At 36.7% G+C, this 25,111-nt stretch carries 23 protein-coding genes and 3 pseudogenes; 13 read left to right on the top strand and 13 right to left on the bottom strand.

From position 1 onward, the window contains the following. Positions 1-16: 16 nt before the first annotated feature. A complete protein-coding gene (locus HX005_RS16180; protein ID WP_286378144.1) occupies positions 17-610 on the top strand; it encodes a YqiA/YcfP family alpha/beta fold hydrolase in 594 nt (197 codons plus the stop codon). A gap of 42 nt (positions 611-652) precedes the next feature. Here the strand turns inward: HX005_RS16180 and HX005_RS16175 are convergent, their stop codons facing one another. Then, positions 653-1,804, bottom strand: coding sequence for a hypothetical protein (locus HX005_RS16175; protein ID WP_286378143.1), 1,152 nt, complete (start codon positions 1,802-1,804; stop codon positions 653-655). 290 nt (positions 1,805-2,094) lie between these two features. Between HX005_RS16175 and parE the strand changes: the two genes are divergently transcribed. Beyond that, complete coding sequence (gene parE / locus HX005_RS16170; RefSeq protein ID WP_286378142.1) at positions 2,095-3,975, top strand: DNA topoisomerase IV subunit B; 1,881 nt, start codon at positions 2,095-2,097, stop codon at positions 3,973-3,975. Positions 3,976-4,001: 26 nt separating this feature from the next. On the opposite strand, the gene HX005_RS16165 is transcribed toward parE, so the two are convergent. The 5 genes from HX005_RS16165 to HX005_RS16145 form a co-directional block, all read right to left on the bottom strand. Next, positions 4,002-4,706: a phospholipase D family protein gene (locus HX005_RS16165; RefSeq protein ID WP_286378141.1), complete on the bottom strand. Its 705-nt coding sequence runs from the start codon at positions 4,704-4,706 to the stop codon at positions 4,002-4,004. 80 nt (positions 4,707-4,786) lie between these two features. Next, positions 4,787-5,530 carry a hypothetical protein gene (locus HX005_RS16160; protein ID WP_286378140.1) on the bottom strand — a complete coding sequence of 248 codons (744 nt, stop codon included), beginning with the start codon at positions 5,528-5,530 and terminating at the stop codon, positions 4,787-4,789. 134 nt (positions 5,531-5,664) lie between these two features. Next, positions 5,665-6,264 carry an OmpW/AlkL family protein gene (locus HX005_RS16155; RefSeq protein WP_107009828.1) on the bottom strand — a complete coding sequence of 200 codons (600 nt, stop codon included), beginning with the start codon at positions 6,262-6,264 and terminating at the stop codon, positions 5,665-5,667. Between the two features lie 202 nt (positions 6,265-6,466). Then, complete coding sequence (locus HX005_RS16150) at positions 6,467-6,967, bottom strand: GNAT family N-acetyltransferase (RefSeq protein ID WP_286378139.1); 501 nt, start codon at positions 6,965-6,967, stop codon at positions 6,467-6,469. A gap of 95 nt (positions 6,968-7,062) precedes the next feature. After that, positions 7,063-7,797 (bottom strand): outer membrane protein OmpK, encoded by a 735-nt coding sequence (locus HX005_RS16145; protein WP_107009824.1) that lies wholly within the window; start codon positions 7,795-7,797, stop codon positions 7,063-7,065. 767 nt (positions 7,798-8,564) lie between these two features. Here HX005_RS16145 and HX005_RS16140 point away from each other — a divergent pair. The 5 genes from HX005_RS16140 to HX005_RS16120 all read left to right on the top strand — a co-directional run bounded on the left by HX005_RS16140 (position 8,565) and on the right by HX005_RS16120 (position 12,979). Beyond that, the gene (locus HX005_RS16140; RefSeq protein ID WP_107009825.1) at positions 8,565-8,930 is read left to right on the top strand and encodes an HPF/RaiA family ribosome-associated protein; all 366 of its coding nucleotides are present in this window, start codon (positions 8,565-8,567) and stop codon (positions 8,928-8,930) included. A 169-nt stretch (positions 8,931-9,099) separates the two neighbouring features. Beyond that, the gene (locus HX005_RS16135; RefSeq protein WP_107009826.1) at positions 9,100-9,642 is read left to right on the top strand and encodes an ankyrin repeat domain-containing protein; all 543 of its coding nucleotides are present in this window, start codon (positions 9,100-9,102) and stop codon (positions 9,640-9,642) included. A gap of 12 nt (positions 9,643-9,654) precedes the next feature. Beyond that, entirely contained in the window at positions 9,655-10,422 is a 768-nt protein-coding gene (locus tag HX005_RS16130; RefSeq protein ID WP_286378138.1) for a transporter, read from the top strand. A 217-nt stretch (positions 10,423-10,639) separates the two neighbouring features. Next, positions 10,640-11,920, top strand: a complete 1,281-nt coding sequence (locus tag HX005_RS16125) for a 3-deoxy-D-manno-octulosonic acid transferase (protein ID WP_286378137.1) — start codon at positions 10,640-10,642, stop codon at positions 11,918-11,920. Positions 11,921-12,265: 345 nt separating this feature from the next. Beyond that, positions 12,266-12,979: a 16S rRNA (uracil(1498)-N(3))-methyltransferase gene (locus HX005_RS16120; protein WP_107009429.1), complete on the top strand. Its 714-nt coding sequence runs from the start codon at positions 12,266-12,268 to the stop codon at positions 12,977-12,979. Here the strand turns inward: HX005_RS16120 and HX005_RS16115 are convergent. Next, the gene (locus HX005_RS16115; RefSeq protein WP_286378136.1) at positions 12,953-13,936 is read right to left on the bottom strand and encodes a mechanosensitive ion channel family protein; all 984 of its coding nucleotides are present in this window, start codon (positions 13,934-13,936) and stop codon (positions 12,953-12,955) included. The genes HX005_RS16120 and HX005_RS16115 overlap by 27 nt on opposite strands. Before the next feature lie 532 nt (positions 13,937-14,468). Between HX005_RS16115 and acs the strand changes: the two genes are divergently transcribed. Then, positions 14,469-16,418: an acetate--CoA ligase gene (gene acs / locus HX005_RS16110; RefSeq protein ID WP_286378135.1), complete on the top strand. Its 1,950-nt coding sequence runs from the start codon at positions 14,469-14,471 to the stop codon at positions 16,416-16,418. A 66-nt stretch (positions 16,419-16,484) separates the two neighbouring features. Here acs and HX005_RS16105 read toward each other — a convergent pair whose 3' ends face one another. Beyond that, entirely contained in the window at positions 16,485-16,958 is a 474-nt protein-coding gene (locus HX005_RS16105) for a hypothetical protein (RefSeq protein WP_286378134.1), read from the bottom strand. Positions 16,959-17,245: 287 nt separating this feature from the next. On the opposite strand from HX005_RS16105, the gene HX005_RS16100 reads away from it, so the two are divergent. Both HX005_RS16100 and HX005_RS16095 read left to right on the top strand, forming a co-directional pair. After that, complete coding sequence (locus HX005_RS16100) at positions 17,246-18,430, top strand: acyl-CoA dehydrogenase family protein (protein ID WP_286378133.1); 1,185 nt, start codon at positions 17,246-17,248, stop codon at positions 18,428-18,430. A 693-nt stretch (positions 18,431-19,123) separates the two neighbouring features. After that, positions 19,124-19,480, top strand: a pseudogene (locus HX005_RS16095) (integrase core domain-containing protein); the annotation flags it as partial. A 38-nt stretch (positions 19,481-19,518) separates the two neighbouring features. Here HX005_RS16095 and HX005_RS16090 read toward each other — a convergent pair. The 4 genes and pseudogenes from HX005_RS16090 to HX005_RS19640 form a co-directional block, all read right to left on the bottom strand. Then, positions 19,519-19,725: pseudogene (locus HX005_RS16090) on the bottom strand (exodeoxyribonuclease VII large subunit); the annotation flags it as partial. 200 nt (positions 19,726-19,925) lie between these two features. Further along, the gene (locus HX005_RS16085) at positions 19,926-20,228 is read right to left on the bottom strand and encodes a hypothetical protein (RefSeq protein ID WP_127801937.1); all 303 of its coding nucleotides are present in this window, start codon (positions 20,226-20,228) and stop codon (positions 19,926-19,928) included. Between the two features lie 74 nt (positions 20,229-20,302). Continuing rightward, positions 20,303-21,421, bottom strand: coding sequence for a Fic family protein (locus HX005_RS16080; protein ID WP_180055193.1), 1,119 nt, complete (start codon positions 21,419-21,421; stop codon positions 20,303-20,305). Positions 21,422-21,582: 161 nt separating this feature from the next. Beyond that, positions 21,583-21,702: pseudogene (locus HX005_RS19640) on the bottom strand (type II toxin-antitoxin system death-on-curing family toxin); the annotation flags it as partial. Between the two features lie 59 nt (positions 21,703-21,761). Between HX005_RS19640 and HX005_RS16075 the strand changes: the two are divergent. From HX005_RS16075 to HX005_RS16065, 3 genes are all read left to right on the top strand, one after another. Next, positions 21,762-22,076, top strand: a complete 315-nt coding sequence (locus HX005_RS16075) for a hypothetical protein (RefSeq protein WP_095706048.1) — start codon at positions 21,762-21,764, stop codon at positions 22,074-22,076. A 635-nt stretch (positions 22,077-22,711) separates the two neighbouring features. Then, positions 22,712-22,921 carry a hypothetical protein gene (locus HX005_RS16070; protein WP_005098942.1) on the top strand — a complete coding sequence of 70 codons (210 nt, stop codon included), beginning with the start codon at positions 22,712-22,714 and terminating at the stop codon, positions 22,919-22,921. A 251-nt stretch (positions 22,922-23,172) separates the two neighbouring features. Next, entirely contained in the window at positions 23,173-24,627 is a 1,455-nt protein-coding gene (locus HX005_RS16065; protein ID WP_180055195.1) for a SulP family inorganic anion transporter, read from the top strand. Positions 24,628-24,854: 227 nt separating this feature from the next. On the opposite strand, the gene HX005_RS16060 is transcribed toward HX005_RS16065, so the two are convergent. Continuing rightward, on the bottom strand, positions 24,855-25,111 hold a 257-nt coding region (locus HX005_RS16060), incomplete at its 5' end, for a helix-turn-helix domain-containing protein (RefSeq protein ID WP_252726239.1).

Genomic DNA, 25,111 nt, shown 5'->3' with positions numbered 1-25,111 from the left:
TTGCAAATGGTTTTAGATGAATATTATTTATTTACATGGTTTTCAAAGCAGCCCATTTTCGATAAAAGGGCAACAGCTTTATCAGTATAGTCAATACATTAGCCAACATCAGTTGCATTTGCCAGATTTAAATGCGCCACCCGATGAAGTGCTTAGCACTGTTGCAGCGATGATTGAAAAATTAGAAGATGTTGCATTAGTTGGTAGTAGCTTAGGCGGTTTTTATGCAACACAATTGGCTGAAAAGTTTAATATTCCAGCAGTTTTAATTAATCCTGCAGTAGAACCTTGGCTATTATTTAGAACATTATTTGGAATAGAACAGCTACCTTATCAAGTCAATGAAAAGTGGACTTTAGATAATACACAGCTCAATTTTTTAGAGCAGATTGCTGTGCAAAAACTACAGCATTCAGAAAATTTTTTAGTGTTATTACAGCAAGGTGATGAGGTATTAGATTATCGTCAAGCAGAACAATTTTATCGTCCATCTTCTTTTGTTGTGACAGAAATGCAAGGGAATCATGCAATGGAAAATTTTGCTGAAAAGATTCCGATGTTGCTCGCGTTTTTATCAGGATTTGAGGCTAAAAATAAACTCAAAGGCTAAGTCAATTAACCTTTGAGTAAAATTTATTTTTAATTTGTGGGCTTATTCAAGTACAGGATTTTTACGTGGACTCCATTTGGTTAAAATGTCATTCACCGCAATTTTGTTGTAGCTATAGTATGTGCTTTGTAAGCCTTTGATTGGTAAGCTGTAGTTTCCTCTAACAACTTGATTATTGTATTCAAACCATGCAATTTGACTATCATTAACACTAAAATAAGTTTTAAGTGCTTCTTTTGCTGCTGTGTCTGACGCAGTAAATAAAATATGCTTTGGTGCACCTTGTTTTGCTGCAATCAACTCATATTTGATCGTATAGTTGAGTGTTTTATTTTGCTCTTTATCAAAAACTGCAACATCAGCAACTTGTTTGTCATTTAAGCGAATGGCACCAGTACGTCCAGTATTTTGATACCAAGCTTTGCTTTCGATGGCTTTTTCAAGGGTTGGCGCTGTCGTTGAACAATATGAACTGACTGTGTTACAGGTATAAATAGGGTGTGGTGTATTTGTTGAACTAAATACTGTATGGGTACGCGTAATAGCGTAATTTGGTTGAGTAATATCTTGTACCCAAGCATAGGCTTTGGCACCTTGAGAAAAATATTGGGTTTTAATAGATTCAGGTAACGGAATACCATTACCAAAGCCTTGGTTGATACCCTGTGCAAGGCTGAGTCCTGCAAGAGATTTTTCAGTTAATGTATAGTATTTAATGCCTGTATCTGACTGAATATAGAGCGTTTTAATGCCTTCAGTACCAACAGGACCTTGTGAAACGGTCATATCATCTTGAGTTTCTACCCATTTATTTTGAGCAATATTAAATACCAAGGACGGAATAGAGTCTTCTCGCCAAGTATTAGAAGATGATCCTTGTGTTGCGTATGTTTTAGTTTTGAAAGTTTTATCATCTTTTGAGTATAAATAACTATAACTTGATAATTCGAGCGGATTTTCATCTACCCAGTAGCTTAAGTCATATAAATTGTTATTTTTTACCTCAGTGAGAGGGTCTTGTACATATTTGAAATTATCTTTCAAGGTTTTGTACTGTGACGGAACATATTCGGCAGGTTTTGGTGGTTCTGGTTTTGGCTCTACAACATTATTATCATCAGAGTCACTTCCACCACCACAGGCAGTTAGGAGTAATGTTGACACAAGGCTGGAGAGTAGGAGTATATTTTTCATATCATTTCTCATTATCTTATTCATATTAAAAAATTTATCTCAATTTTTATAAGGCAAAGCATGATTTTGTTTGCAAAAAACTATTATCAGATTGAAATAAATCAAGAGAATCTTAACAAATTTTCAATCAAAACTTGAATGAAAAATGAGTGAATCTGTAACAATTACGTCACTGACTGTCGTATTACCCCATTTAAGATGATGATCAAAGCTGTTTTTTTACTGAAAATGAGATACTGTACCAACTCATAATCTATCTGCTTAATTTTTAAAAAAGGGAAACTTGCAACGTGACGCAATACACAGCCCAATCTCTTGAGGTTTTATCTGGTTTAGACCCTGTTCGCCGTCGTCCAGGTATGTATACCGATACCACGCGACCAAACCATTTGGCACAAGAAGTTATTGATAATGCTGTCGATGAGGCACTTGCGGGACATGCCAATAAAATTACAGTCACGGTATATAAAGATGGTTCGTTATCTGTTGAAGATAATGGGCGAGGCATGCCTGTCGACATTCACCCTGAATATGGGCAAAGCGGCATTGAGATCATTTTAACTAAGTTACATGCAGGTGGTAAGTTTAGTACAGATAACTACCAATTTTCAGGTGGTTTACATGGTGTCGGTATTTCAGTTGTTAATGCTTTATCGGATCGAGTTGAAGTTGAAGTTCAGCGCCAAGGCAATCTGTACAAGATGGCATTTGAGCATGGTGAAGCAGCAGCGCCACTTGAAGTATTAGAAGGAAAAGCATCCAAAAGAGCGTCGGGAACGACTGTACGTTTTTGGCCAGAAGCAAAATATTTTGATTCACCAAAATTTGCACTCAAAGCTTTAAAACATAATTTAAAAGCGAAAGCAGTTTTGGCTGCGGGTTTGCAGATTAATTATGTTGATGAAATTAATGATGAAAAAATAGTTTGGCAGTTTGAAAATGGTCTAGTTGACTATTTGATGGATGAATTGCAAGATCGAGAAATTATTCCTCATCCTGCTTTTGTTGCAACTGGAGATGCTGAGCGTGCGAGTGCTGAATTTGCCATTTGTTGGAATGCAGAAGGTGGCGAACAGATTCAAGAAAGTTATGTGAATTTGATTCCAACGGCGCAAGGTGGTACGCATGTCAATGGTTTGCGTTCAGGTGTTACAGATGCGCTGCGTGAGTTCTGTGAGTTACGTAACTTATTGCCACGTAATATGAAATTGTCAGCCGAAGATGTTTGGGATGGCGTGAATTATATCCTGTCATTAAAATTCCAAGAGCCACAATTTTCAGGTCAAACCAAAGAACGTCTTTCAAGTCGTGAAGCTTCAAATATTGTTTTGAATATTGCCAAAGATGCTTTTGCTTTATGGTTAAACCAAAACTCTGAAACTGCAATGTTATTGGCTGAGTTAGCGATTGCAAAAGCGGGTCGCCGTTTAAAAGCAGCAAAAAAAGTAGAGCGTAAAAAGATTGTTTCAGGACCAGCCTTACCAGGGAAATTAGCAGATTGTGTGGGGCATACACTTGCTGAATCTGAGTTGTTTATTGTAGAAGGTGACTCAGCAGGTGGTTCTGCCAAACAAGCACGTGATAAAAATTTCCAAGCGATTATGCCGATTCGCGGAAAAATTTTAAATACATGGGAAGTATCTTCAGATGAGGTTTTAGCTTCTCAGGAAGTTCATGATATTGCGATCGCGATTGGCGTAGATCCTGGTAGTGATGATCTTTCAGAATTACGTTATGGGAAAATCTGTATTCTTGCTGATGCTGACTCGGATGGTTTACATATTGCGACCTTGTTGTGTGCTTTATTTGTCAAACACTTTCCTAGCTTAGTTGAAGAGGGGCATTTGTTTGTTGCTATGCCGCCATTATTCCGTATAGATGATGCTAAAGATGTACATTATGCTTTGGATGATGATGAACTGGCAGCTATTTTAAAGAAAGTAAAAAGTAAAAACCCACAAATTACTCGCTTTAAAGGCTTAGGTGAGATGAATGCCAGCCAATTGCGTGAAACGACGATGGATCCAAATACACGCCGTTTGGTGCAATTAGATTTAGACGATAGCCATTTTACTGCAAGTCTGTTAGATAAACTTTTGGCTAAAAAACGTTCTGCTGACCGTAAACATTGGTTAGAGCAGAAAGGTAATTTAGCTGACTTAACTGTGTAAAATAAAAAAGCCCGAAAGGGCTTTTTTTATATATTCGTGTTTTCAGCCCAAAGGAAATATCCACCATATTGGCTTGATCTAAACTCACCACCGATATTTTTCCCTTGTTCTGTCAAATAGTGTTTACCATTTCCATTAAGTGTAAGAAAACCAAGTTCAACAAATTTATCTAAGAGTTCATTGGTTTTAATTTTATGTTTTGCCGCAAGTTTTGAAGAGGTTAATTTTCCTGTTCCTTCATTTGCTGTATTTAAATTTGATGATTCTTCAACTTTTTCTGTTTTTACTTCATCTAGCGAAATCCTTACTTCATCACTAATACGAATAATACGTTGAGCTTCTTCATAGGCATCTTTATAGACATCAACATCATCATCTTTTTGAATTAAAATCCCCATTTCATTATTATTCACTTGGCTAAATTCATATAAATTTAGACTCGAAATAATACAATGATCTTCATTTAAATAGCATTTTGCATGCAGGTTTTTACAAAAACTAACGCGAATATAATCAAGTTTTTGCATCCATTTTATTTCATCAGGATGTAAGTCACTTTTTCCATAAACAATACGAATATCAATTTTTAAGCGATTTTTATCTTCTAAAAGCTCTTTAATTCGATCATTTAAACGTAAATATGGACTGATTAAAATTAATCGTTCTTTGGCATTTTTAATCAGTTCTTCTAAAAAGAAGTTAGTTGCGCTCGTATTTAGAAATTTTGCCATGTGATCCCCCTCTATTTTAAGTTGTTATGCTTTAATTAAAGCATATCTTGATGATAAAGAGGGAGATATCTAACTCATTTTTATTGTGATTTCTCAACTTTATAGAATGTTCCACCAGCATAAACATTGTGTCCAAAGCCACAGGTCGACTCACCACTTTCTTGTTTAGCTTCAATATAATGACCTAAATTTTGATCTGTTTTAAAATCAAGCTGAATCGTACAATCCTCATATTTATAAATTGCTCGTTTTTTATTTAAAGCAAATGAGGTATCAAATTCTCCCATATTTGGTCCATAAATAAGGCTTCTTAAACCCATATATAAACCTGCGTAGCTCACCTCATACGCATTTTTATGACGTTTAACCGTGATATGATCCCATTCGCCATAACCTGAATAACTGACATATTCACCTGATAAGTCTGTAGAAATCTTTGGTTTAACCAGATTTTTTAAATTAAATTGGTTGGTTTTTTCTTCTTTGTTGATCATTAACCAAGCTCTTGCCCACATCGGTTTTCCCATTTTTGCATAGCTCAGCGCTACATTATTTTGGGCAGTGATCACTTGCTGTTCTGTGAACTTAACCGTTGTTTCGTCTTCATTTGATAAACAAAAAGAGCTCCAAGCTGCTTGAGTTTGAAAATGTTCTAATGCTTTCTTATAATTTTTTTGGTCATACAACTTTTTGCCTAAAGTTGCATGTTGCGAAACTGCCTGACAGCCGCGTTGTAATTCCTGTTCAAAAGAAGATTCTGCGTGTGCAGTTTGCACAGTGCTATAAGTAAAGATAGAAAGGGCAAGTAAGAAAACTTTTTGCATTATTGTATTCGACACAAATTGGTTGACGTTTTATTTTATCGCAAAATATGTGTGATGATGATGCTATTGTCAAAATGTACAAAAACAATGAAGCCCGAAGACTTCATTGTGGGAAAGTTACAGCCTAAAAAAGTTTAAAATTTATAGCCTAAATTTAAGGTATATAGCATTGGATTCACATCACCATTACCTACAGTTGTACCATTGATTCGGATATCTGAATTCACATCAATATAGCGAAATTCTGCGCCTAAACTTATGTTTTTATTTAAATTATATTCCATTCCTGCGGTAGCAGCATAACCAAAAGAATTTGAAATAGATAATTTATCATTGCTGATTAATTTTTCATTAAAGTAGTACGTATAATTTACGCCGACCCCTAAATAAGGATTCAGTTGACCATCGGGATTAAAGTTATATTGCACACTTAATGTTGGTGGAAGATAGCGGGTATAACCAATTTTTTCACCATTGCCATAAATACGATGTTTGGGTGCAGTACCTACAAGCAAATCAACGGCAACATTTGGGGTCACAAAATAAAGGTTAGATGCAGTGAGCGCATAACTACGTGAAATACTGGTTGCTGTGCCATCATATAAATTTCCAGGATGGCTTTTAGGTTCAATTAACGTTACCCCTAAACGTGTTTTAAATTGACTTAAATCCAAATCTGCATAAGCACTAGAAAATGTGCCAAGTCCCATACATAACACAATTAATTTTTTCATTGTCATTTCCATAAAAATTTTAAAAAACAACGATGTATTCCTTATCGTTGAATATAGAGTGATAATCAAAAAACATGCCATAATTTTTTTATTTTAAAATCAATGCTTTATTATTTTGAGTTTTCTATTTTTTCATCATTTGCTTGAATTGTATAAATAATATTAATGATTTGATGAATTTTAAAGCATTATAGATTGGCTGTTACAGCATATATTGCATTAACACCAAATCACGCCATAATCCAAATTTTTGTCCAACTTGAGGCATATAACCCGTTTGTTCAAAGCCTAATTTTTGATGCAATTGAATAGATGCAATATTTTCATGATCAATTGCTGCGACCATCACATGAATTTGATGCTGTTTTGCATGTTCAATCAGTTTAAGCAGCAGTTGTTTGCCTAAACCTTGATGGGCAAATGGAGGAGAAATATATACCGAATGTTCAACCGTTGCACGATAACCATTGATTTGTCTAAAGCTAGAATAGTCAGCATAGCCTACAATACTTTGACTGTTGATTTCCTCAGCAACAAAAATAGGAAAATTTTGTTTTTGTAACTGATCAAACCAATCTTGATAGTCTGCCAAATTTTTGATTTGACTATTCCATGTGGCTAATCCAGATTTAATTTCATGATTATAAATATGCATAATCTCAATGAGATCTGAACTTTGTGCGGGACGAATCAAAAATTGCATGGTATGTAAAAGAAAGAAATTATTTTCAATTTTTAAACTTTAAAAATCAAAAAAGCAAGACCGAAATCTTGCTTTTATAACGACGCTACATCTGCTTAGAAATGATATTTTACTAAAGCACTGACATCATTTTGGTCAACACCTTTGATACCATATTTATTATTCCAAACAGAATGTTCAAAACCGACATAAAGCTTGGTTTTTGGAGAAATGTGTTTGCCTGCATTCCATTTCCACTGAGTTGTCCAGTTCAGTTCACTTGCATGGTCATCTTCAGCAGTAGACCAGTCAAGGAAACCATCCACTAAAAACTCTTCTGAACCAAATTTAAATGGTACACCATAAGTGATGGTCATTTGATAATCATCATCTTGGATGTCATTTTCAACTTTATAGAAGTTTACACTTGCAAACTGTGTATATGGAATTGCCAGATCAAAACCGACACCATACATAAAGTTGTTAAATTCTTGGTTAAGGTCGTAGCCTGCGTTATGTTCCCAAGTCGTTGCGATCAATACATCTTTGATTGGACCGAAAGCAAGTTTTTGACCAGATACTTCACCTAGGCTGATACGAGGCGATAACTCAAAATAAGTATTTTGTTCATCATTACCATCGAGTTGGTGATCTACAAAGAAAAATACATCAGCGTATTTTAATTTTGCTGCATATTCAGCAGTCACAGTTGTACGGTCTTCGGTACCAACTTCATAGTTTTCACCATAAAGACCCGTTAAGCTAAAATCTTGCCATACAATTGGATTAGCCTGAGCGAAAGTTGCAGTTGATGCAAGTGCGCAGATCGCAGCAAAGTGTGTAAATTTCATGAAAAGTTTCCCCCAAGAAAGCGTAACAAGGATACAGATTCTTATGCAAAAATAAAGCCGAAATAGTCGAAAATGTAAATTTTTATGTAATCTGAAAGTATGAAATGAATGCTTTAAAATAGAAGACTTTTCACTAAATTTAATGCGGATCAAGCTTTTAATAAGACAAAACTTTTATGGTGGATTATTTAATAAATCTAAAATTTACCGTGATAAAGGCAAAGAGATTGATCTAACTCAAGTGATAAGTGCTCATAAGTTCTGAGATCAGGTCAATTAAAAATAGACTCATAACGTATTTTGAATTTAGGATGTATCTAAAGATATAGCGCTATTTTTCTGAAGTTAATAATTTGAATTTAGGCTTTTAGCAAATTTATAGACATATAACGAACAACATAACGCTTTTAGTACTTTTGAAATGTGTGAAAAATGTAAATATTTAATTAAAAAAAGATAAGTAAATCATTAAATTAGAAAATAAAGTAACAAGTTGTCATTTTTCATATTCTTTTCATAAATATTTTCAAAATGTACTTGCATATTTTCCAATATAGACCGATATTGAAGATATAAGGACACGGAAATTTCTCCAAAGTGTTCATCATTCATTGTGGAGGTTGCGACCAAAATTCAAATGAAGATGTGCTTAATGCTGAAAGATCAGCAAGAATCCAACGTGCCAACATAAGAAAGTTTTGCACAGAGACATAAATGAGTTTTTAAAAGTTATTGAAATATAAAATTGTTATAAGAGGTTGATATTTATGAACATTGAAATCCGTACAGATAAAAATATTCAAAATAGTGATCGTTTAATCACATATGTGCGCGAAGAGTTAAACCAAGAATTTCAACGTCATAGTGAACGCATTACGCAGTTTTCGGTTCATATTAGTGATGAAAATGGGGATAAAGGCGGCGATGATGACATCCGTTGCATGATTGAAGCGAAAGCAGCAGGATTAAAACCCGTTGTTGTAACGCACAAAGCTAAAAATATCGACTTAGCATTACATGGTGCAATTGACCGAATTAAACGTAGTATTGAGCATGTACTGGAGAAAAAAGAAAATCCACGTGGTGGAAAGCTTGAATTTACAGATGCTGATTTAGAAGCTGATGAAGCTTAATGAAAAGCCCCGAAAGGGGCTTTTTTTATGGATTGTTTAAAAGTTTTGGTCAGAAAACAACAAAAAAGGGCAGAAAAGCTTACAAAAACAGTAAGATGATAATTACTTGAACTATCTTTTATATTTTTCGGCATAATATGCCTAAATTGAACTCACATGAGAAAAGTATATGCTGACAGCGCCACAACAGAGCTTTTTACAGGCTATCGAAGCATTAGACCTTGAACAAGTAAAACGCCAATTAGCAGAAGGTCTAAACCCTAACTTTATTGAACCAGAAAAAGGTCCAGCAGTGTCTGTTTGGTCGGATGGCTTATTTGTATGGTGGGAAAATGTATGTGAAGCGTATGAGGCAGGTCAGCCTTTAACTGAGCAGGAAAAACAAGAAAAATTAAATATTCATTTAGAGATTTTAGAACAACTCATCCATGCAAATGCTAACTTCCATCTTTGGGATGCAGAAGAATGTTATGGTCCATTATGGGATGCAGCAAGTGCAGCATGTGTACCAGCAGTGAAACGATTACTTGAGCATAAAGTAGATCCAAATACCAAAGATGAAGAGGGTAAAACGATTTTAACCTCAATAAGTGATTTATTTTTTGATCAAGATTTTGATGAAATTGATTGGTCACAGGCTTTACCTGAAGAGAAAGAAACTTTAGAGTTATTACGTAGCCATGGCGCAAAAATGTCTAAAGAATTAGCTTAACAGAGTAATAGTATGACAATCTCTAATAAAATCATCGTTATGCTTGCAGCAACTGCCAGTATGAGCAGCTTTGCCGCAGAGTTTTCCTTTGATCGTCCTGGTGCAGGTTTTGGTACAGGGATTACACCTGTCGGACAAGTCGCATGGGAACAGGGTTTACCTAGTGCAACTTATACAGAAACAACTGTAGATGGTAGCAAAGCAAAAACGGTAACCTTGAATGGTGATATGTTATTGCGTACAGGCTTAGCATCAGGCTTAGAATTACAATTAGGTTGGGCGGGTCCAGCATGGACGCAAACTAAGTACAATGGTAATAAAGTTGATGATGATGGTTTAGGTGATGTCAGTATTGGCTTAAAGAAAGCGATAGATTTAGATGATGAAAAATTATCTATGGCTGTTTTAGCACAAGCTGTGATTGCAACAGGTAATGACAACTTTAGCAATGAAGATGATATTTATAGTATTGGGACATCACTAGACTATAAATATAATGACTTGGTAAATACAGGCATTACCATGCAATATGCAGTTCAAGATGGTGATTGGTCTGTGACTGCAATTCCAACGGTTGCTTATAAAATTGCTGGAAATTTATCAGGCTTTTCAGAGTTTATTTATCGTAAAGGTGAAAGTGAAAATTACCAATATGGTTTAGGCTCTGGGCTTATTTATGCTTTAAATGATCGTGCTCAGTTAGATGCTAGTATTGGTGTTGACTTAGAAGGGCAAGATCGTAGTTATAATGCAGGATTTGGTTTTTCATATTTATTTTAAATCATTCCTTGCAGTATACGTTTGAAAAGAGCAGCAGCAAAGTTGCTCTTTTTATTTGTGTCAAAATATAAATAACAATACACAGGAAAATAAGATGGATTTATACATCGGTAATAAAAACTACTCAACTTGATGCAATTCTCTACACGATTGTTGATTAACAAGCTGTGATCGCTCTGTTATATTTGCCGACTGATCCCAATATGAGAATTTTTGATTGGCTACTCCTTTTTGGTATAACGCAGCACTTGCAATCGTCAAACCTTTGTATCAGTGGCGAATTAAAAAACGTGCTACCGATCTAGCACAGTACCAACAAGAGTGTTTGGAACGTTTTGGTCCTTTTCAGCCTGTTAAAAATCGGCAAGCGATTTGGTTTCATGCAGTTTCGGTGGGTGAAACCAATGCCGCTCAACCATTGATTGAGCATTATTTAAAAAATGGGCATGCCGTTTTAGTGACAAATACCACTAAAACAGGACAAGCACGAGCTAAGTCATTATTTTTAAAGTCATCTTTTGAGGCTTTATTTCAAGCCGTGTATTTACCTGCTGACCAAAAAGATTTAGTTGCTGAATTTTATCAAAAATACCAACCTAAACTTTTAGCGTTGGTTGAAACAGAGTTATGGCCAAATTTAATCGATCAAGCTAAAAATTTCCAAGTCCCTTGTATTTTAATTAATGCCAGACTTTCAGAAAAATCAGCGAAAGCTTATGCCAAAGTTCCAAGTTTAACGCGCCCAATGTTGCAAAAATTAGATCATTTGTTGGCGCAAGATTTAGCTACACAGCAAAGATTTATTGAATTGGGTTTAGCAAAACAAAGTGTAAATGTTGTGGGAAGTATTAAATTTGATATTTCTGCGCCATTGTTACATCTACAACATGCTCAAGAACTGATGTGTGAATGGCAATTGAAGCAACGTAAAATTATTACACTTGCCAGTACACATACACCTGAAGAACAGAATTTGTTAAGCGCTTTGATGCCTTATTTAAAACAACGACCAGAGTTGTTGTGTATTGTTGTTCCACGTCATCCTGAGCGTTTTGATGATGTATTTAAGATCACAAAAAATTTGAATTTAAATACACAACGTCGAAGTCTAAGTGAAAAAATTCAACCCGATACACAGGTTTATTTGGCAGACAGTATGGGCGAATTATGGTTGTGGTATGCTTTAAGCCAAACTTGTTTTGTCGGTGGTTCGTTAAATGAGCCGGGCGGTGGGCATAATATTTTAGAGCCAATGGCGTTAAATGTACCCACGATCATTGGAAAAAATTATTTTAACTTTCAAAGTATTGTTGATGAATTTTTACAAGCAGATGCTGTCAAAGTTGGGCAAAATGCTGAGCAAGTTGTACAGCTATTATTACAATGTATTGATGAACCAGAATTTGCTCAACAATTGAGTCAACATGCAGCAACTGTGATGCAGAAAAATATGGGATCTTTACAAAAGCATTTGGCAGTGATTGATCATTATTTATAAGTCGATGATTTATAAATAATATCAATCTGTTAAATTAACTTTATATAACTTAGTCGCTTTTGCTTTTCTGCATAAATTGATTTAAACGTGGTGATGTTATCGTGAGGCGACATGGATGTCGCCGTTGAGCACAGGTAAAGGGACTTACCTTGTGCTCAACAAAGGATTTTTGTCACTTTTCATCCTTGAAAAGTGAGGCATTGACTACGCAAAGTAATTTAAACCTTTCAAAGTATGTTGTGTCTGTGCAAACCCATAATTTATATTATCTAACTTTAATCAAACGGTATTAGTATGCTAAATATGCGTTCACTATTTTGATTGTATGAATGAATTAACCATTTTATGAATATCGTTTTATTAGACCCAAGACAAACTCAGTCGGAATTGTGGTCAATCACAGCTCAAAGACAAATTGAACATTTACATACACATCTTGCTGTTCAAGTCGGAGACTCCTTAAAAATAGGTATTCGTGGTGGAAAACGTTATTTAACACAAATTGTTGAAATTTCTGAAAATATCATTAAAGTTAAACCACTTAAAGAAGATCATATTCCTGAAAAATTACCTGTAACTTTAATTGTGGCATTACCACGACCAAAAGTATTACGCCGTTTAATTATGGATGCAGTCACTTTAGGGGTAGAGCGATTGATTTTGATTCATAGCTATCGAGTGGATAAAAGTTATTGGCAAACCCCATTTTTACAACAGCTTGATCATTATGTGACTTTGGGCTTAGAACAGGCGGGTGACACCATTGCGCCAAAAATTGAGTTATATAAACGTTTTAAGCCTTTTGTTGAAGATGTTTTACCGACATTGATCAGTGAACAAAGTCCTGCTTTTGTGGCACATCCTTATACCGAAGAAAAAATGCCTTTTGCGATTGAGCATCCATGCACAGTGATTATTGGTCCTGAAGGTGGTTTTATCCCCTATGAAATTGATTTACTTATAAAAAATGGCTGCCAAGCTGTAAGCTTAGGCAACCGAATTATTCGAACAGAAACGGTGATTCCTTATGTCTTAGGTCGTTTGTTTAGCACGACCTGAGTTTTCTTCTGGATCTGTTTCACCACGATAAACTTTCACTTCCTGTACTGGATAAGGAATTGAAATATTATGTTCAGCAAAGGATTCGATAACTTCTTCTTGTACTTGGCTAATAGAAGCTGAAGTACTGGTTTCAGAGGTATTAACCCACCATTGCACTTTAAGATTAATCGAAAAATCTGCAAGTGCTGTGACATTTACACTAAAAGAAGGTTGACTGAGAATAGTTTGATCACGATCTAAAATTTTTAAAATAATATCTTTGGCTGCCTGAACATTATCTTCATAACCAATCCCCACAACAAACTCACAACGACGACGTGGATAGGCTGTATTGACAGTTACTGCGCTGGTATAAACTGTTGCATTTGGGATCACAATACGACGACCATCAGGTGAGCGCAGGAAAGTTGCACGAATTTGAATATCCTCAACCGTACCTTCCATATTATTGACAATAATATCATCACCAATTTTAAATGGTTCACCCAGTAAAATGAGAATCCCCGATAGCATATTTTGGAAAATATCTTTAAAAGCAAAACCAATTGCAACCGAACCAATTCCGAGGGCACTCATCAGTTGACCTGGAGTAAAACCAGGAATAGCAATGACCATTGCAATGAGGAAGCCAAAGAAAATAATAAAAGTACTACCAACACGATTTAGAACTAAGACCAAGTTTTGTCGTGTATATGAACGATTTTCTAAAGTTTTACGGACAAAAAGTTTAAATATTTTTGATAATACCCAGAAAATCAGCAGAACGACTAAGGCGATACATAAATAGGGGACGCGTTCCCAAAAACCATCGACAAATTTATCAATCGTACTATAAGCATCATTGTATTTTGCAGTGTGCTCAATCACTGTTTTTGCAGTTTTTTCACTTGCATTGTGTAAAAGTTGAGTGGTGTCTTGGGCGACTTCACTGAGCGTAGGTGTATCTTCAGCCACGATAAAATCCAATTAAAAGTTAAGTTATTTTGTTTTAAAGTTCGACAAAATAAACTAAATCAAGCATAGCTTTGACCATGAGTCAAACTACAGTTGTGTTTCGTTAAAATATGCAGCACTTTGTTGAATCATGTCATGAAGAGTAGTCAAAGCTTTACTTTTCCATGATTCAACGATATTAATCATCAGTGATGATCGGTTCACATTTTGTGTATTTATACAAATGCTAAAAATTTAAAAGATAATGAAATATTATCCTTTAAAATAAAATTCGGTAAAAATGTAATAATTTGAAAAATACACACATGTTATTGAATAAATTATAAGATCAAAAAAGAGCATTAATACTGATTTTTTGGATGTTTTTGCAAATGATTTGTATAAATCTGATGGATAAAGTGAATCCCACGTCTACGACCAAAGCACAATTGTGATGAGAAATGCGCTATCGTAATACTGATTGTATGCAAGGAATAAAATCAAGAACGTAAGCATAACTCTCGAGACGAGATGACAAACTAGGAAGTAGAATATGAAAGAAATATATCCTGTACCAGAACAATTTGTAAAAACAGCAAGAACCAATGAACAGCAGTATTTCGAGCGTTATCAACAGTCAGTAGATCATCCCAACGAGTTTTGGGCTGAAGCAGCAAAAAAACTGGACTGGATGAAGCCTTTTACCAAGGTCAAAGATACTAGCTATGATCCTGAAAATTTTAAAATCGAATGGTTTGCAGATGGCGAACTAAATGTCAGTGCTAATTGTTTGGATCGTCATTTAAAAGAGCATCCACTTAAACCTGCCATTATCTGGGAAGGTGATCATCCTTCACGGCATAAAATTATTTCTTTTGAAGAATTACATGATGAGGTCTGCCGCTTTGCCAATGTTTTAAAGAAAAATGGCATTCGTAAAGGCGATCGTGTTGTGCTGTATATGCCTATGATTCCTGAAGCGGCGATTGCTATGCTGGCATGTACCCGTATTGGTGCGGTGCATTGTGTGGTCTTTGGTGGTTTCTCACCAGATTCGTTGGCAAGCCGAATCGATGACAGTCAGGCGAAATTGGTGATCACAGCGGATCAGGGCATGCGTGGTGGTAAAACCATTCCACTCAAGGAAAATGTCGATGCAGCACTCAAACTAGAGGGTACATCCTCAGTGCAAAATACGATTGTGGTGCATCGTACTGGGCATCCAATTGAGATGAAAGAAGGTCGTGATCTGTGGTATCACATGGAAATCATGACGGTCACTGATATTTGCCCACCTGAACCCATGAATGCAGAAGATCCATTATTTATTCTGTATACCTCAGGTTCGACAGGAAAACCAAAAGGGGTGTTGCATACCACTGGTGGATACCTGACCTATGCTAATCTGACTTTCCGTGAAGTATTTGATATTAAACAAAATGATGTATTCTGGTGTACAGCAGATATTGGCTGGATTACAGGGCATTCCTATGTGCTTTATGGACCATTGTCCAATGGTACCACTACAGTCATGTCAGAAGGGATTCCACAATATCCTACATGGGCACGGACAGGTCATATTGTCGATAAACACAACATCACCATTCTCTATACGGCACCTACGGCTATTCGCGCCATGATGCGTGAAGGTGATGCCTTTGTTCGTGAAAGTGACCGTAGCAGTCTGCGCTTGCTGGGTACTGTAGGTGAGCCAATCAATCCTGAAGCATGGAACTGGTATTACACTGTTGTAGGTGAAAGCCGTTGCCCAATCGTGGATACATGGTGGCAGACTGAAACAGGGGGAATTTTAATCTCACCTTTACCAGGTGCTACAGCTGTTAAACCTGGTTCAGCAACACGTCCATTGTTTGGGGTGCAACCTGCTTTAGTGGATGCCGAAGGAAATGAAATTGAGGGTGAGGCAGAAGGGAATTTAATTATCAAAGATTCCTGGCCGGGTCAGATGCGAACCATTTGGGGTGATCCTGAGCGTTTTATTGAAGCGTATTTCTCGACTTATCCTGGCAGCTACTTTACGGGGGATGGCGCGCGCCGTGACAAAGACGGCTACTATTGGATCACAGGACGTGTCGATGATGTGCTGAATGTTTCAGGACATCGCTTAGGAACGGCTGAAATTGAAAGTGCCTTGGTTGCACATGAGCTGGTTGCAGAAGCTGCTGTGGTTGGTATGCCACATGACATTAAAGGGCAAGGTGTTGCAGCCTATGTCACCTTACAGGCAGGCGCTCAGGAGACTGAGGAATTGCGTAAAGAATTGGTGAGTTGGGTTCGTAAAGTGATGGGACCTGTGGCAACTCCCGATGCGATTTATTGGGCACCTTCATTACCGAAAACCCGTTCAGGAAAAATCATGCGTCGCATTTTGCGTAAGATTGCAGCCAATGAACTGGATAGTTTAGGTGATACTTCAACCTTGGCTGATCCAGCCGTGGTGGATCAGTTGATTGAAGAAGTAAAATCACAACATGCTTCATAACAATTGAAAATAAAAAAATGCCGCCCAATGAGGGCGGTATTTTTTATCGTGAAGTCTGATCGTGGTTTATACCCTGAGCAATAAACGGCGCATTTTTTTACTCACTTCGGTGCGTGCATGTTGCGTTAAAAAATGTCTGGGAATATGCAACAAATAGATAAAATGTCCTGCAACATGACGATCTCGGATTTTAGCCTGAATATAATCATAAATTGAGACAAAGGCAGGACGATGAAATGCCCAAAGCAATTGACCTTTATAATCAATACAATAATAAGCCTCTTGTGGCCAGTTTAGTTGATGTTTACGTTTGATCAGGCATGATGGACAAAAGACAATGCCTTTATCTTTTATCAGATGAGAGACAGACTTATTCAAACTTTTATGACATTCCAAAAAAATATCAAGTTCTGGATTGGAGTTTAAGGCAGGATAAAAAATGACACAAAATTTATGGGTATAGGTATAAGAGTCATACACAGTGGTCGTTTCAAAAGCGGGATGAGTCTCAAAAAATATTCGGTCTTGTTTTTTCAACATGAAAGACAGATGCAAATTGAAATAGTGCTTCTTTTTGGCATACAGGGCATACGATACTGATTTCTTTGGGAGCACTGAACCATTGATAAGAATAAGTCATTATTATTGTCCAAAATGGTTTTTATGGGCTGAGTATAGTGATAAAAACGTATGAATACTGATATTTTTTGATGAAAAAGTCTTTCGTTTTGACCTGAATTTATTTTTGAAGATAAGAACAGCATTTATTCAGATAACCAAACAAAACCAGCTTTGCTAAGCTAAAAATAATATAAATATAGGTAATCATGATGAATGCACCTCAACACACTTTAGATTTATCCCCTTTAGACATCGCAAAAAATCTAGCAGTACAATTTGCAAAAACGGCTGCTGAACGAGATAAAGTTGGAGGTAATCCTAAAGTTGAACGTGATTTGATTCGTCAAAGTGGCTTGTTGGGGCTATCTATTCCTCAGCAATATGGCGGACAAGGTGCAGACTGGAAAACTATTTTCCAAACTATTCGAACGATTGCACAAGTAGATAGCTCAGTTGCACATGTCTATGGTTTTCATCATTTATTGATTGCAACGGTTCAATTGTTTGCCCAACCTGAGCAATATGCAAAATGGTTTGAGCAAACCGCGAAAGAAAATCTATTTTGGGGAAATACTTTAAACCCTTTGGATCAACGCACGACAGCACAACAAATTTCTGAAAATGAATTTATTTTTCATGGAGATAAAAGCTTTTGCTCAGGTTCAATGGATTCTGATATTTTACTGTGTTCAGGTTTTAATGAGGCTGGAAAATTATTGATTGGTGTCATTCCAACAGCACGTGAAGGTGTGAGCTTTTTAGGTGACTGGAACAATATGGGGCAGCGCCAAACGGATAGCGGAACAAGTCATTTTGAACAAGTCAAAATTTCTAAAGATGAGCTGTTATTAAATCCAGGACCACTCAGTACGCCGTATTCGAGTTTACGTCCTTTGATTGCACAATTGATTTTTGTACATTTATTTTTAGGCGTGGCTGAAGGTGCTTTTGATGTTGCCAAAGAAACTGTGCAGAGTCAAAAAGCATGGTCAAAATCATTGGCTGAAAATGCGGTGAATGATCCATTTATTCAAAAACATTTTGCTGAGTTTTATGTACAACTTGAGGGTGTGCGTTTATTGGCAAATAAAGCAGTTGAAAAACTACAAGAAGCTTGGGACATTGGCGAAAGTTTGAATGCTGAACAGCGTGGTGAAGTGTCTATTGCGATTGCCACAGCAAAAATTGCTGCGACCAATACGTCGTTATTTGTGACGCAAAATATTTTCCAAGTGATGGGAGCAAGAGCCACGACCGCCAAACTAAATTTAGACCGTTTTTGGCGCAATGTGCGTACCCAGACTTTGCATGACCCGATTGATTATAAATATCAAGAAGTGGGTGAATGGGTGTTAACAGATAAAGTGCCTGATCCGAGTTTTTATTCTTAGCTTTTTGAGATTGTTAGAAATTTCATATGCAATGCTCTTTTTATCCAAGTTTTACGTGTGTTTTCGCATAGCCTTCAAGCTAAATACCCTGCAAACGCACATATTTTTGTCATGAATTGAACATTTTTGTACCATCTGCGATATTGAACTGATGTAATAACTTTAAAACGTTCCATAAGACACTCCTTAACTCTAGTTCTATGCCTAGGTCTTAATTGTGAGTGTCGTTTAATTGGGGGTTAATACACTTATTGAGGATAGATTTGATAAAATTTATTATAAATCAACAATAAAAAAGCCCCCATCTTTCGATGAGGGCTTCTTGAATCTGGAGCGGGAAAGGAGACTCGAACTCCCGACCCCAACCTTGGCAAGGTCACCGAGATTTATTACATTAAATGGCGTTAATAGTAAGTATATGATTTTATTTGTTTTGTTTTATTTTTTGTGTGGTAAAATTTCGATCAATTTATATCATTTAATGTCATTTTGGTCACTTTATTCTATACATTTTAGTTTTTAAAAGCTACCTATGTTTTGATGCTGATTTTCATGAGAAATAATAACATTATATTGTTTAATATAATGTTGTTAATAATTTATAAATAGACTACAACATGTAGTAGCGAAGATGCTCAACATGCACTTACTACGTAACATCATTAAATAAAAGTCTTCCACAAACCAGGTACGGTTCATGATCGAGGCATGCCAAAGAATGTGATTCATCATTCCGACAGAGGTGTGCAATATCTTTCCATTCGATATACCAATCGTTTAGAAGCAGCAAATTTACGAGCATCAGTCGGTACAACTGGTGATTCATACGATAATGCTCTGGCTGAAACGGTGAATGGCTTATACAAAACAGAGGTGATTGAATATCTAAAAGCAGATTGGCAAGGTTTAGCAGATGTACAACTTGCGACACTAAACTGGGTAGATTGGTTCAATAAAAAGCGTGTACACAGTGCACTGGGTTATGTATCGCCTTTTGAGTTTGAAGCAATGTACTATGATAAGATTAACCCGTTAGGTCAGGTGGCCTAACTTAAATAAAAAAGTCTCCGACAAACCCGGTACGGTTCAGTGAATTTCCACAGGGTGCCTTTACAGCTGGCAATCACTTTATGGCTGTCTTCATCTTTCTCTGCCAGTTCCAGATAGTAATGCCCGCCTTTGATGCTGAGATTACGGATCTCGGCTTTGACCCATACCGCTTCATCGAAAGTCAGCTGGATGACTTCCTGTACGGTGGTCAGGTATTCACTGAGACTGAGTTGGGTTTCTGACATGAAAGAAAATACGGAATGCGGTCATTTGATCCTACAAAATAACAGCTTTCATTTCAAAGCATAGAATTGTTTGGAAAATCTGGAGCATTGCCATGTATGTCCACAATGTGCTGAAAGCCTCTCATCAAGATTTGACTATTTTGCGCTGAGGATAAACGGGTCAGACTTCAATTTTTATCCAGTAAGCTTATCAAGTGCTCTCATTTCGCATGTTCTTTATAGTACTGGTTTTTCCGTTTGGAATTGTGCTTCCAACTTTTGGAAAATTTATAGACATAAGTCGGGAAATCATCCCAAACATAGGGCAAACCACTACCACGGGCAACACGTATTTTGAGCGGATAGTCTTTATATTCAATGCAATGCATGAAATAAAAACTTCTTTCTTGTTGCGTACTGAACTTTTTAAAATAAACACTTCTCAGATTAGGATATTTTTTCCAAAAATAATCATGAGGATGTGCTTTGATAGACTGTTGGTACTGATATTTCAGTTTTTTCATGATTCCTCCTAGGTAACATTACCTAGAAGGGATCCTGTGCAAAGTAATTCATCATAGTTAATCTCTTTGTCTTTCTATAATTGAGTATTGATTTGATAACGTGTGTTACGTCCACCACCTTCTAATTTGACTATACATGCTTTTTCAAGCAAGTCAGATAAGTGGCGGGTAGCTGTTGCCTTACTGACTTTAGCAACCTTTTGATATTGTGAGGCACTAATGCCATGTTCAAAGCCATTTTCCCCGCCATCCAATAAACGGTTTAAAACCTTTCGTTGCCCTTCATGCAGGTCTAAACTAGAATATTTATGCCAAAACTGACTTTTAAATAAAGTTCGATTGATCCGCTTTAAGGTTGTTTCAAGGCTGTCATTCAAGGTATCTAAAAACCAGACCAGCCAATCTGTGATACTGGAATCATTTTTTTGGGTTTGCTCCAAGATGTCATAGTAACTTTTGCGTTTGTTTAATATCGCAGGAGATATGGCATACAAACGAATGCTCTGTTCATCCATTTGAGCCAGGGCAAGATCTGTCAGTGTACGTGTAATACGACCATTACCATCATCAAAAGGATGTAGCGTCACAAACCATAAATGAGTAATGCCTGCGCGTAAAAGGGGGTCAAGCAAGGAATCGGTCAGACTATGGTTAAACCACTCGATAAAGGCATTTAAGCGACTTTCTAGCCCCTCTCTAGGAGGAGCTTCAAAATGTACCGTAGGATAATCCAATCGACCTGAAACGACCTGCATAGGTTCTGAGCCTCTGAGTTGACCAATGCGTAAACGTTGCATTGTCCAATCCGGGTCATTGAAAAGCCAACGATGCCATTGCATGAGGCGTTCAACTGTGAGCGGTTGCTTCACATTGTTAAGCGCATCGAGCATGATATTCGCTAGACCTTCTGATCTGTCTGAGCTTGGATAAGGTTGTTCAAGAGTAACGCCCAAACGTCGAGCTAGAGATGATCGCAATGAAAAAACATTTAGAGTTTCATTTTCAATCGCTGATGAAGCAACTAGATTGGCAAGTAGAGTATCTAAAGTAAATTGTTCTTTCGCTAAATCATGCTGACTTTGCCCAAGAAGAATTCCTATTTTTTGATGTATTTGTCTAGTTTTAGGCAGGATGATTTCATCTTGCCATGTGAAGTTTGTCCAGTTTTCTGTTTGCCAAATCCATTCCTGCATCTTCAATCTATAACTCGAATCGTTCCAAGATGAGTTAAATATAGCATATATTCGGCTCACAATATGAGCTGAATATAATGTTTAATTAGCTCATCTATTTGTCAGAATTTGCATCAGCCGACTTATTTTAACGTCGAATTGTTGGTGTCTTTGTGGTTATTTTAAATTTTCAGAAAATCTGAAACTTTTAAAGCCAAAATTTCGTGTTCGTCTTGTGATTCCACAATATCAACCATAAGATCATCAAGCTCAGTATCATCTTTAATTGAAACACCTTGAATATTTTCTGATCCTTACTTCAGGTATGATGATATTGCTATCACTACATTTAAAAATCATTATGAAACACTTAGGATTTGTAGGAAAAAGTACAGTACATATTGGATATACCCATGTTGAAATTATTAACAGCGCTCTTCGACTGTCCTTCAACGTGCCCTTAAAGAATAATCCAGAGGGAGTCTTTAGAAAAATCGTAGAAAACAACTATGATTTATTGATATCGACTTCAGCAGAAATCTCATTTGAATTAGATAGCGAAACGATTACAAAGGCTGAAAACTTAATTAAAGAGCAAGGTATTGAGTTAGAAGAATTTATTCAGAATACGCTGATTGAATTTATCAATCAGAACCAATTAGATACCACTAACTAATTACCATAGTTAGACAATAAAAAACCCCGACATATCGGGTTTTTTCGTGTTTGGCTGCTAGGTAGGCTGCTGTTCTACCTCACGTCCTGGTGCTTGAACTTATCATTATTGTTGTATGTTTCGGAACTTCCTGTTCCTGTATGACTTCATCATAAGCAAAAAACTACAGATCCCCTAGCCGCAAAATCCCTAAATGTTTGTGCGCCAGGGCGTACAAATCTGGCTAAAAGTTGTCCCGGCTTTATCCGCAGAAATTGGGGATAATTTTTGCCCTGGACACCTGATAGAATCAGGAAAAACCGCAAAAAAAGACTATTTTTTAAACAAATTGATTGGCGAAAGATGCCAGGATCGAATAGAAAAAAGCCGACTTGTTTCCAAATCGACTTTTTGGGTTTGCGCCCCCGATTTTTTATATCATAAATTATTGATAAATAATACTATTTTCCATAAATTTCGAATAATGCCCATTATGTTAAATGGCCGGGTATTTAGATGAATAATAATGCTTTCAATTGGGTAAAGCTTGCAGAATCCTGCTGAATTTGTAATCCTTGCGCCCAAGGGTGTCTAGCTAAGCTGAGGCAGGTGTTTGTTGTAGTCGGGCCGCTACAATATTGATAAAGAGCGCCTGTATGTTTAATTTCAAGATTTTTAATAAAGTCTCTACGGAAGTATTGACGATAAAAAATGACCTCGAGCTTAATTCCGAAATCCAATTAATTAATAAATATAAAACGGCTATTTCTGAAGATTATAAACAGGCTATTGTTTTGATCTTTAAAGAACGTGGCTATACACGTTTGGAAATAGGTCAATTACTTGGGGAGCTAAAAGCTTCATAAAATACCGATTAAACAAAGCTTGGATATAACATCCAGGCTTTATAAAAAAGTACCTAGCTGTTACCCTTGTCCTGATTTTTTTTTACTCTAAAAAGTTCCTTCATCTTATGACACTTACGCCACCTTAAGTTTATTTACCGTCTTAAATCTGTAAATAACTCATCACTGTCTAGTGATGTGGTGTAGTCGCTTGTGTGTTGTATATATCACATCACTAGCCTATCTGAAAAATTAAAAAACAGGCTATGTTTATGTTATCTAATGTCCGAGAACAGTGGTTCTCTAACATCCGTGGGGATGTACTTGCCGGATTAGTCGTCGGTCTTGCACTCATCCCTGAAGCCATCGCATTTTCAATTATTGCAGGTGTAGATCCTAAAGTCGGTCTATATGCATCCTTTTGTATTGCCGTCGTGATTTCTTTCGTAGGTGGTCGTCCTGCCATGATTTCAGCTGCCACCGGGGCTATGGCACTGCTTATGATCACATTGGTCAAAGAGCATGGGCTTGAATATCTGCTGGCAGCAACAATTTTGACAGGCGTGATTCAAATATTGGCAGGCTATTTAAAGCTTGCCAAGTTAATGCGGTTCGTATCTAAATCTGTGGTTATTGGATTCGTAAATGCGTTAGCGATCTTAATTTTTATGGCTCAGTTGCCTGAACTGATTAATGTGACCTGGCATGTATATGCTCTAGTTGCTTTAGGTTTGGCGATTATTTATCTCTTCCCTCTGGTTCCCAAATTAGGAAAATTACTCCCTTCTCCACTAGTCTGCATCATTGCAATCACATTATTGGCAATCGCTTTAGGAATTGATGTACGGACCGTGGGCGATATGGGGTCTTTACCTGACACACTTCCAATGTTCTTGATTCCAAATATTCCTTTGAATATTGAAACATTGATGATTATTTTGCCTTATTCAGTCGCACTGGCGGCTGTAGGTTTACTTGAATCGATGATGACAGCAACCATCGTGGATGAAATGACAGATACACCAAGTGATAAATTCCAAGAATGTAAAGGACAAGGTATCGCGAATATTGCTTCTGGCTTTATGGGGGGGATGGCCGGTTGTGCCATGATTGGTCAATCCATGATTAACGTGAAATCGGGTGGTCTTACACGCTTATCAACATTCTCTGCGGGTATTTTTCTTCTTATTCTGGTTGTATTTATCAGCGATTGGCTCAAAGTGATTCCAATGGCTGCATTGGTAGCGGTAATGATCATGGTCTCTATCAGTACCTTTGAATGGAGTTCTGTCACTCAGTTAAAAGATAATCCTAAGAGCAGTAATATCGTCATGATTGCGACTGTGATTGTAGTTGTTGCTACGCATAACCTGGCTTTGGGTGTGTTAACAGGCGTATTACTTTCAGCTTTGTTCCTAGCGAATAAACTTGAAAATGATATCCAAGTAATAGCATCTTTTGAAGGAACAGCCCGTTTATATGATTTGAGAGGTCAGATCTTCTTTAGTTCTTCTGAAAAATTCATGCAAGGGTTTGACTTTAAAGAGGATGTAAAGGATGTGATTATTGATTTGACCCATTCTCACATTTGGGATGTAACATCAGTCGCCATGCTTGATTCTGTTGTAAATAAATTCCAAAAGAATAATGTGAATGTCACTGTGCGTGGCTTAAATGAAGCCAGCTCTATCATGATTGATAAGTATGGAACACATGCCAGAATCTAAGTGCAGGAGATTTTACGTTTATGTAGAATCTCTAAAATTAACATAATACACCTTATACGTAATGCTTGATATTTCTCTTTAAATATCATTATATTAAAGCAAGCCGTTCTGGAATATAGGGCACCAGAGCGGCTTTTTATTGATTATTCATGTTCCACGCTTAAAATTCGAACAGTGTTTCATGATTTTTATAAGTTAAACTAAATTTAGTTGCTAATCCCAATAAGCTATTCACTAACTTGTAAATATCGGTATACCGCCTGACGACTAATCCCAAAAGCTTTCCCTAATGCCATTTTCGATGGATACTTCCCCTCCTTCCATGCTTGTCGTAAAGCTTCAGCTTGGTCAGGCTTTAGTTTATGCACCCGACCTTTGTACTTCCCCTGAGCAGAGGCGAGTTTTATGGCACTGTTGCAAATAGAGATTTGAGTCGATGATGTTCCCTTTAAAAAGTACTTAGAGACCGAAAACCCTGTTGATT

The sequence above is a fragment of the Acinetobacter sp. R933-2 genome, from assembly GCF_030325485.1.
Classification (GTDB): domain Bacteria; phylum Pseudomonadota; class Gammaproteobacteria; order Pseudomonadales; family Moraxellaceae; genus Acinetobacter; species Acinetobacter sichuanensis.
This window is presented reverse-complemented; position numbering and strand designations above follow the sequence as displayed.

Coding starts and splice junctions, on each gene's coding strand:
- HX005_RS16180 (WP_286378144.1), top strand. CDS start 17: ATGAATATTATTTATTTACATGGTTTTCAAAGCAGCCCATTTTCGATA.
- HX005_RS16175 (WP_286378143.1), bottom strand. CDS start 1,804: ATGAAAAATATACTCCTACTCTCCAGCCTTGTGTCAACATTACTCCTA.
- HX005_RS16165 (WP_286378141.1), bottom strand. CDS start 4,706: ATGGCAAAATTTCTAAATACGAGCGCAACTAACTTCTTTTTAGAAGAA.
- HX005_RS16160 (WP_286378140.1), bottom strand. CDS start 5,530: ATGCAAAAAGTTTTCTTACTTGCCCTTTCTATCTTTACTTATAGCACT.
- HX005_RS16155 (WP_107009828.1), bottom strand. CDS start 6,264: ATGAAAAAATTAATTGTGTTATGTATGGGACTTGGCACATTTTCTAGT.
- HX005_RS16150 (WP_286378139.1), bottom strand. CDS start 6,967: ATGCAATTTTTGATTCGTCCCGCACAAAGTTCAGATCTCATTGAGATT.
- HX005_RS16145 (WP_107009824.1), bottom strand. CDS start 7,797: ATGAAATTTACACACTTTGCTGCGATCTGCGCACTTGCATCAACTGCA.
- HX005_RS16140 (WP_107009825.1), top strand. CDS start 8,565: ATGAACATTGAAATCCGTACAGATAAAAATATTCAAAATAGTGATCGT.
- HX005_RS16135 (WP_107009826.1), top strand. CDS start 9,100: ATGCTGACAGCGCCACAACAGAGCTTTTTACAGGCTATCGAAGCATTA.
- HX005_RS16130 (WP_286378138.1), top strand. CDS start 9,655: ATGACAATCTCTAATAAAATCATCGTTATGCTTGCAGCAACTGCCAGT.
- HX005_RS16120 (WP_107009429.1), top strand. CDS start 12,266: ATGAATATCGTTTTATTAGACCCAAGACAAACTCAGTCGGAATTGTGG.
- acs (WP_286378135.1), top strand. CDS start 14,469: ATGAAAGAAATATATCCTGTACCAGAACAATTTGTAAAAACAGCAAGA.
- HX005_RS16105 (WP_286378134.1), bottom strand. CDS start 16,958: ATGTTGAAAAAACAAGACCGAATATTTTTTGAGACTCATCCCGCTTTT.
- HX005_RS16100 (WP_286378133.1), top strand. CDS start 17,246: ATGATGAATGCACCTCAACACACTTTAGATTTATCCCCTTTAGACATC.
- HX005_RS16085 (WP_127801937.1), bottom strand. CDS start 20,228: ATGAAAAAACTGAAATATCAGTACCAACAGTCTATCAAAGCACATCCT.
- HX005_RS16080 (WP_180055193.1), bottom strand. CDS start 21,421: ATGCAGGAATGGATTTGGCAAACAGAAAACTGGACAAACTTCACATGG.
- HX005_RS16075 (WP_095706048.1), top strand. CDS start 21,762: ATGAAACACTTAGGATTTGTAGGAAAAAGTACAGTACATATTGGATAT.
- HX005_RS16070 (WP_005098942.1), top strand. CDS start 22,712: ATGTTTAATTTCAAGATTTTTAATAAAGTCTCTACGGAAGTATTGACG.
- HX005_RS16065 (WP_180055195.1), top strand. CDS start 23,173: ATGTTATCTAATGTCCGAGAACAGTGGTTCTCTAACATCCGTGGGGAT.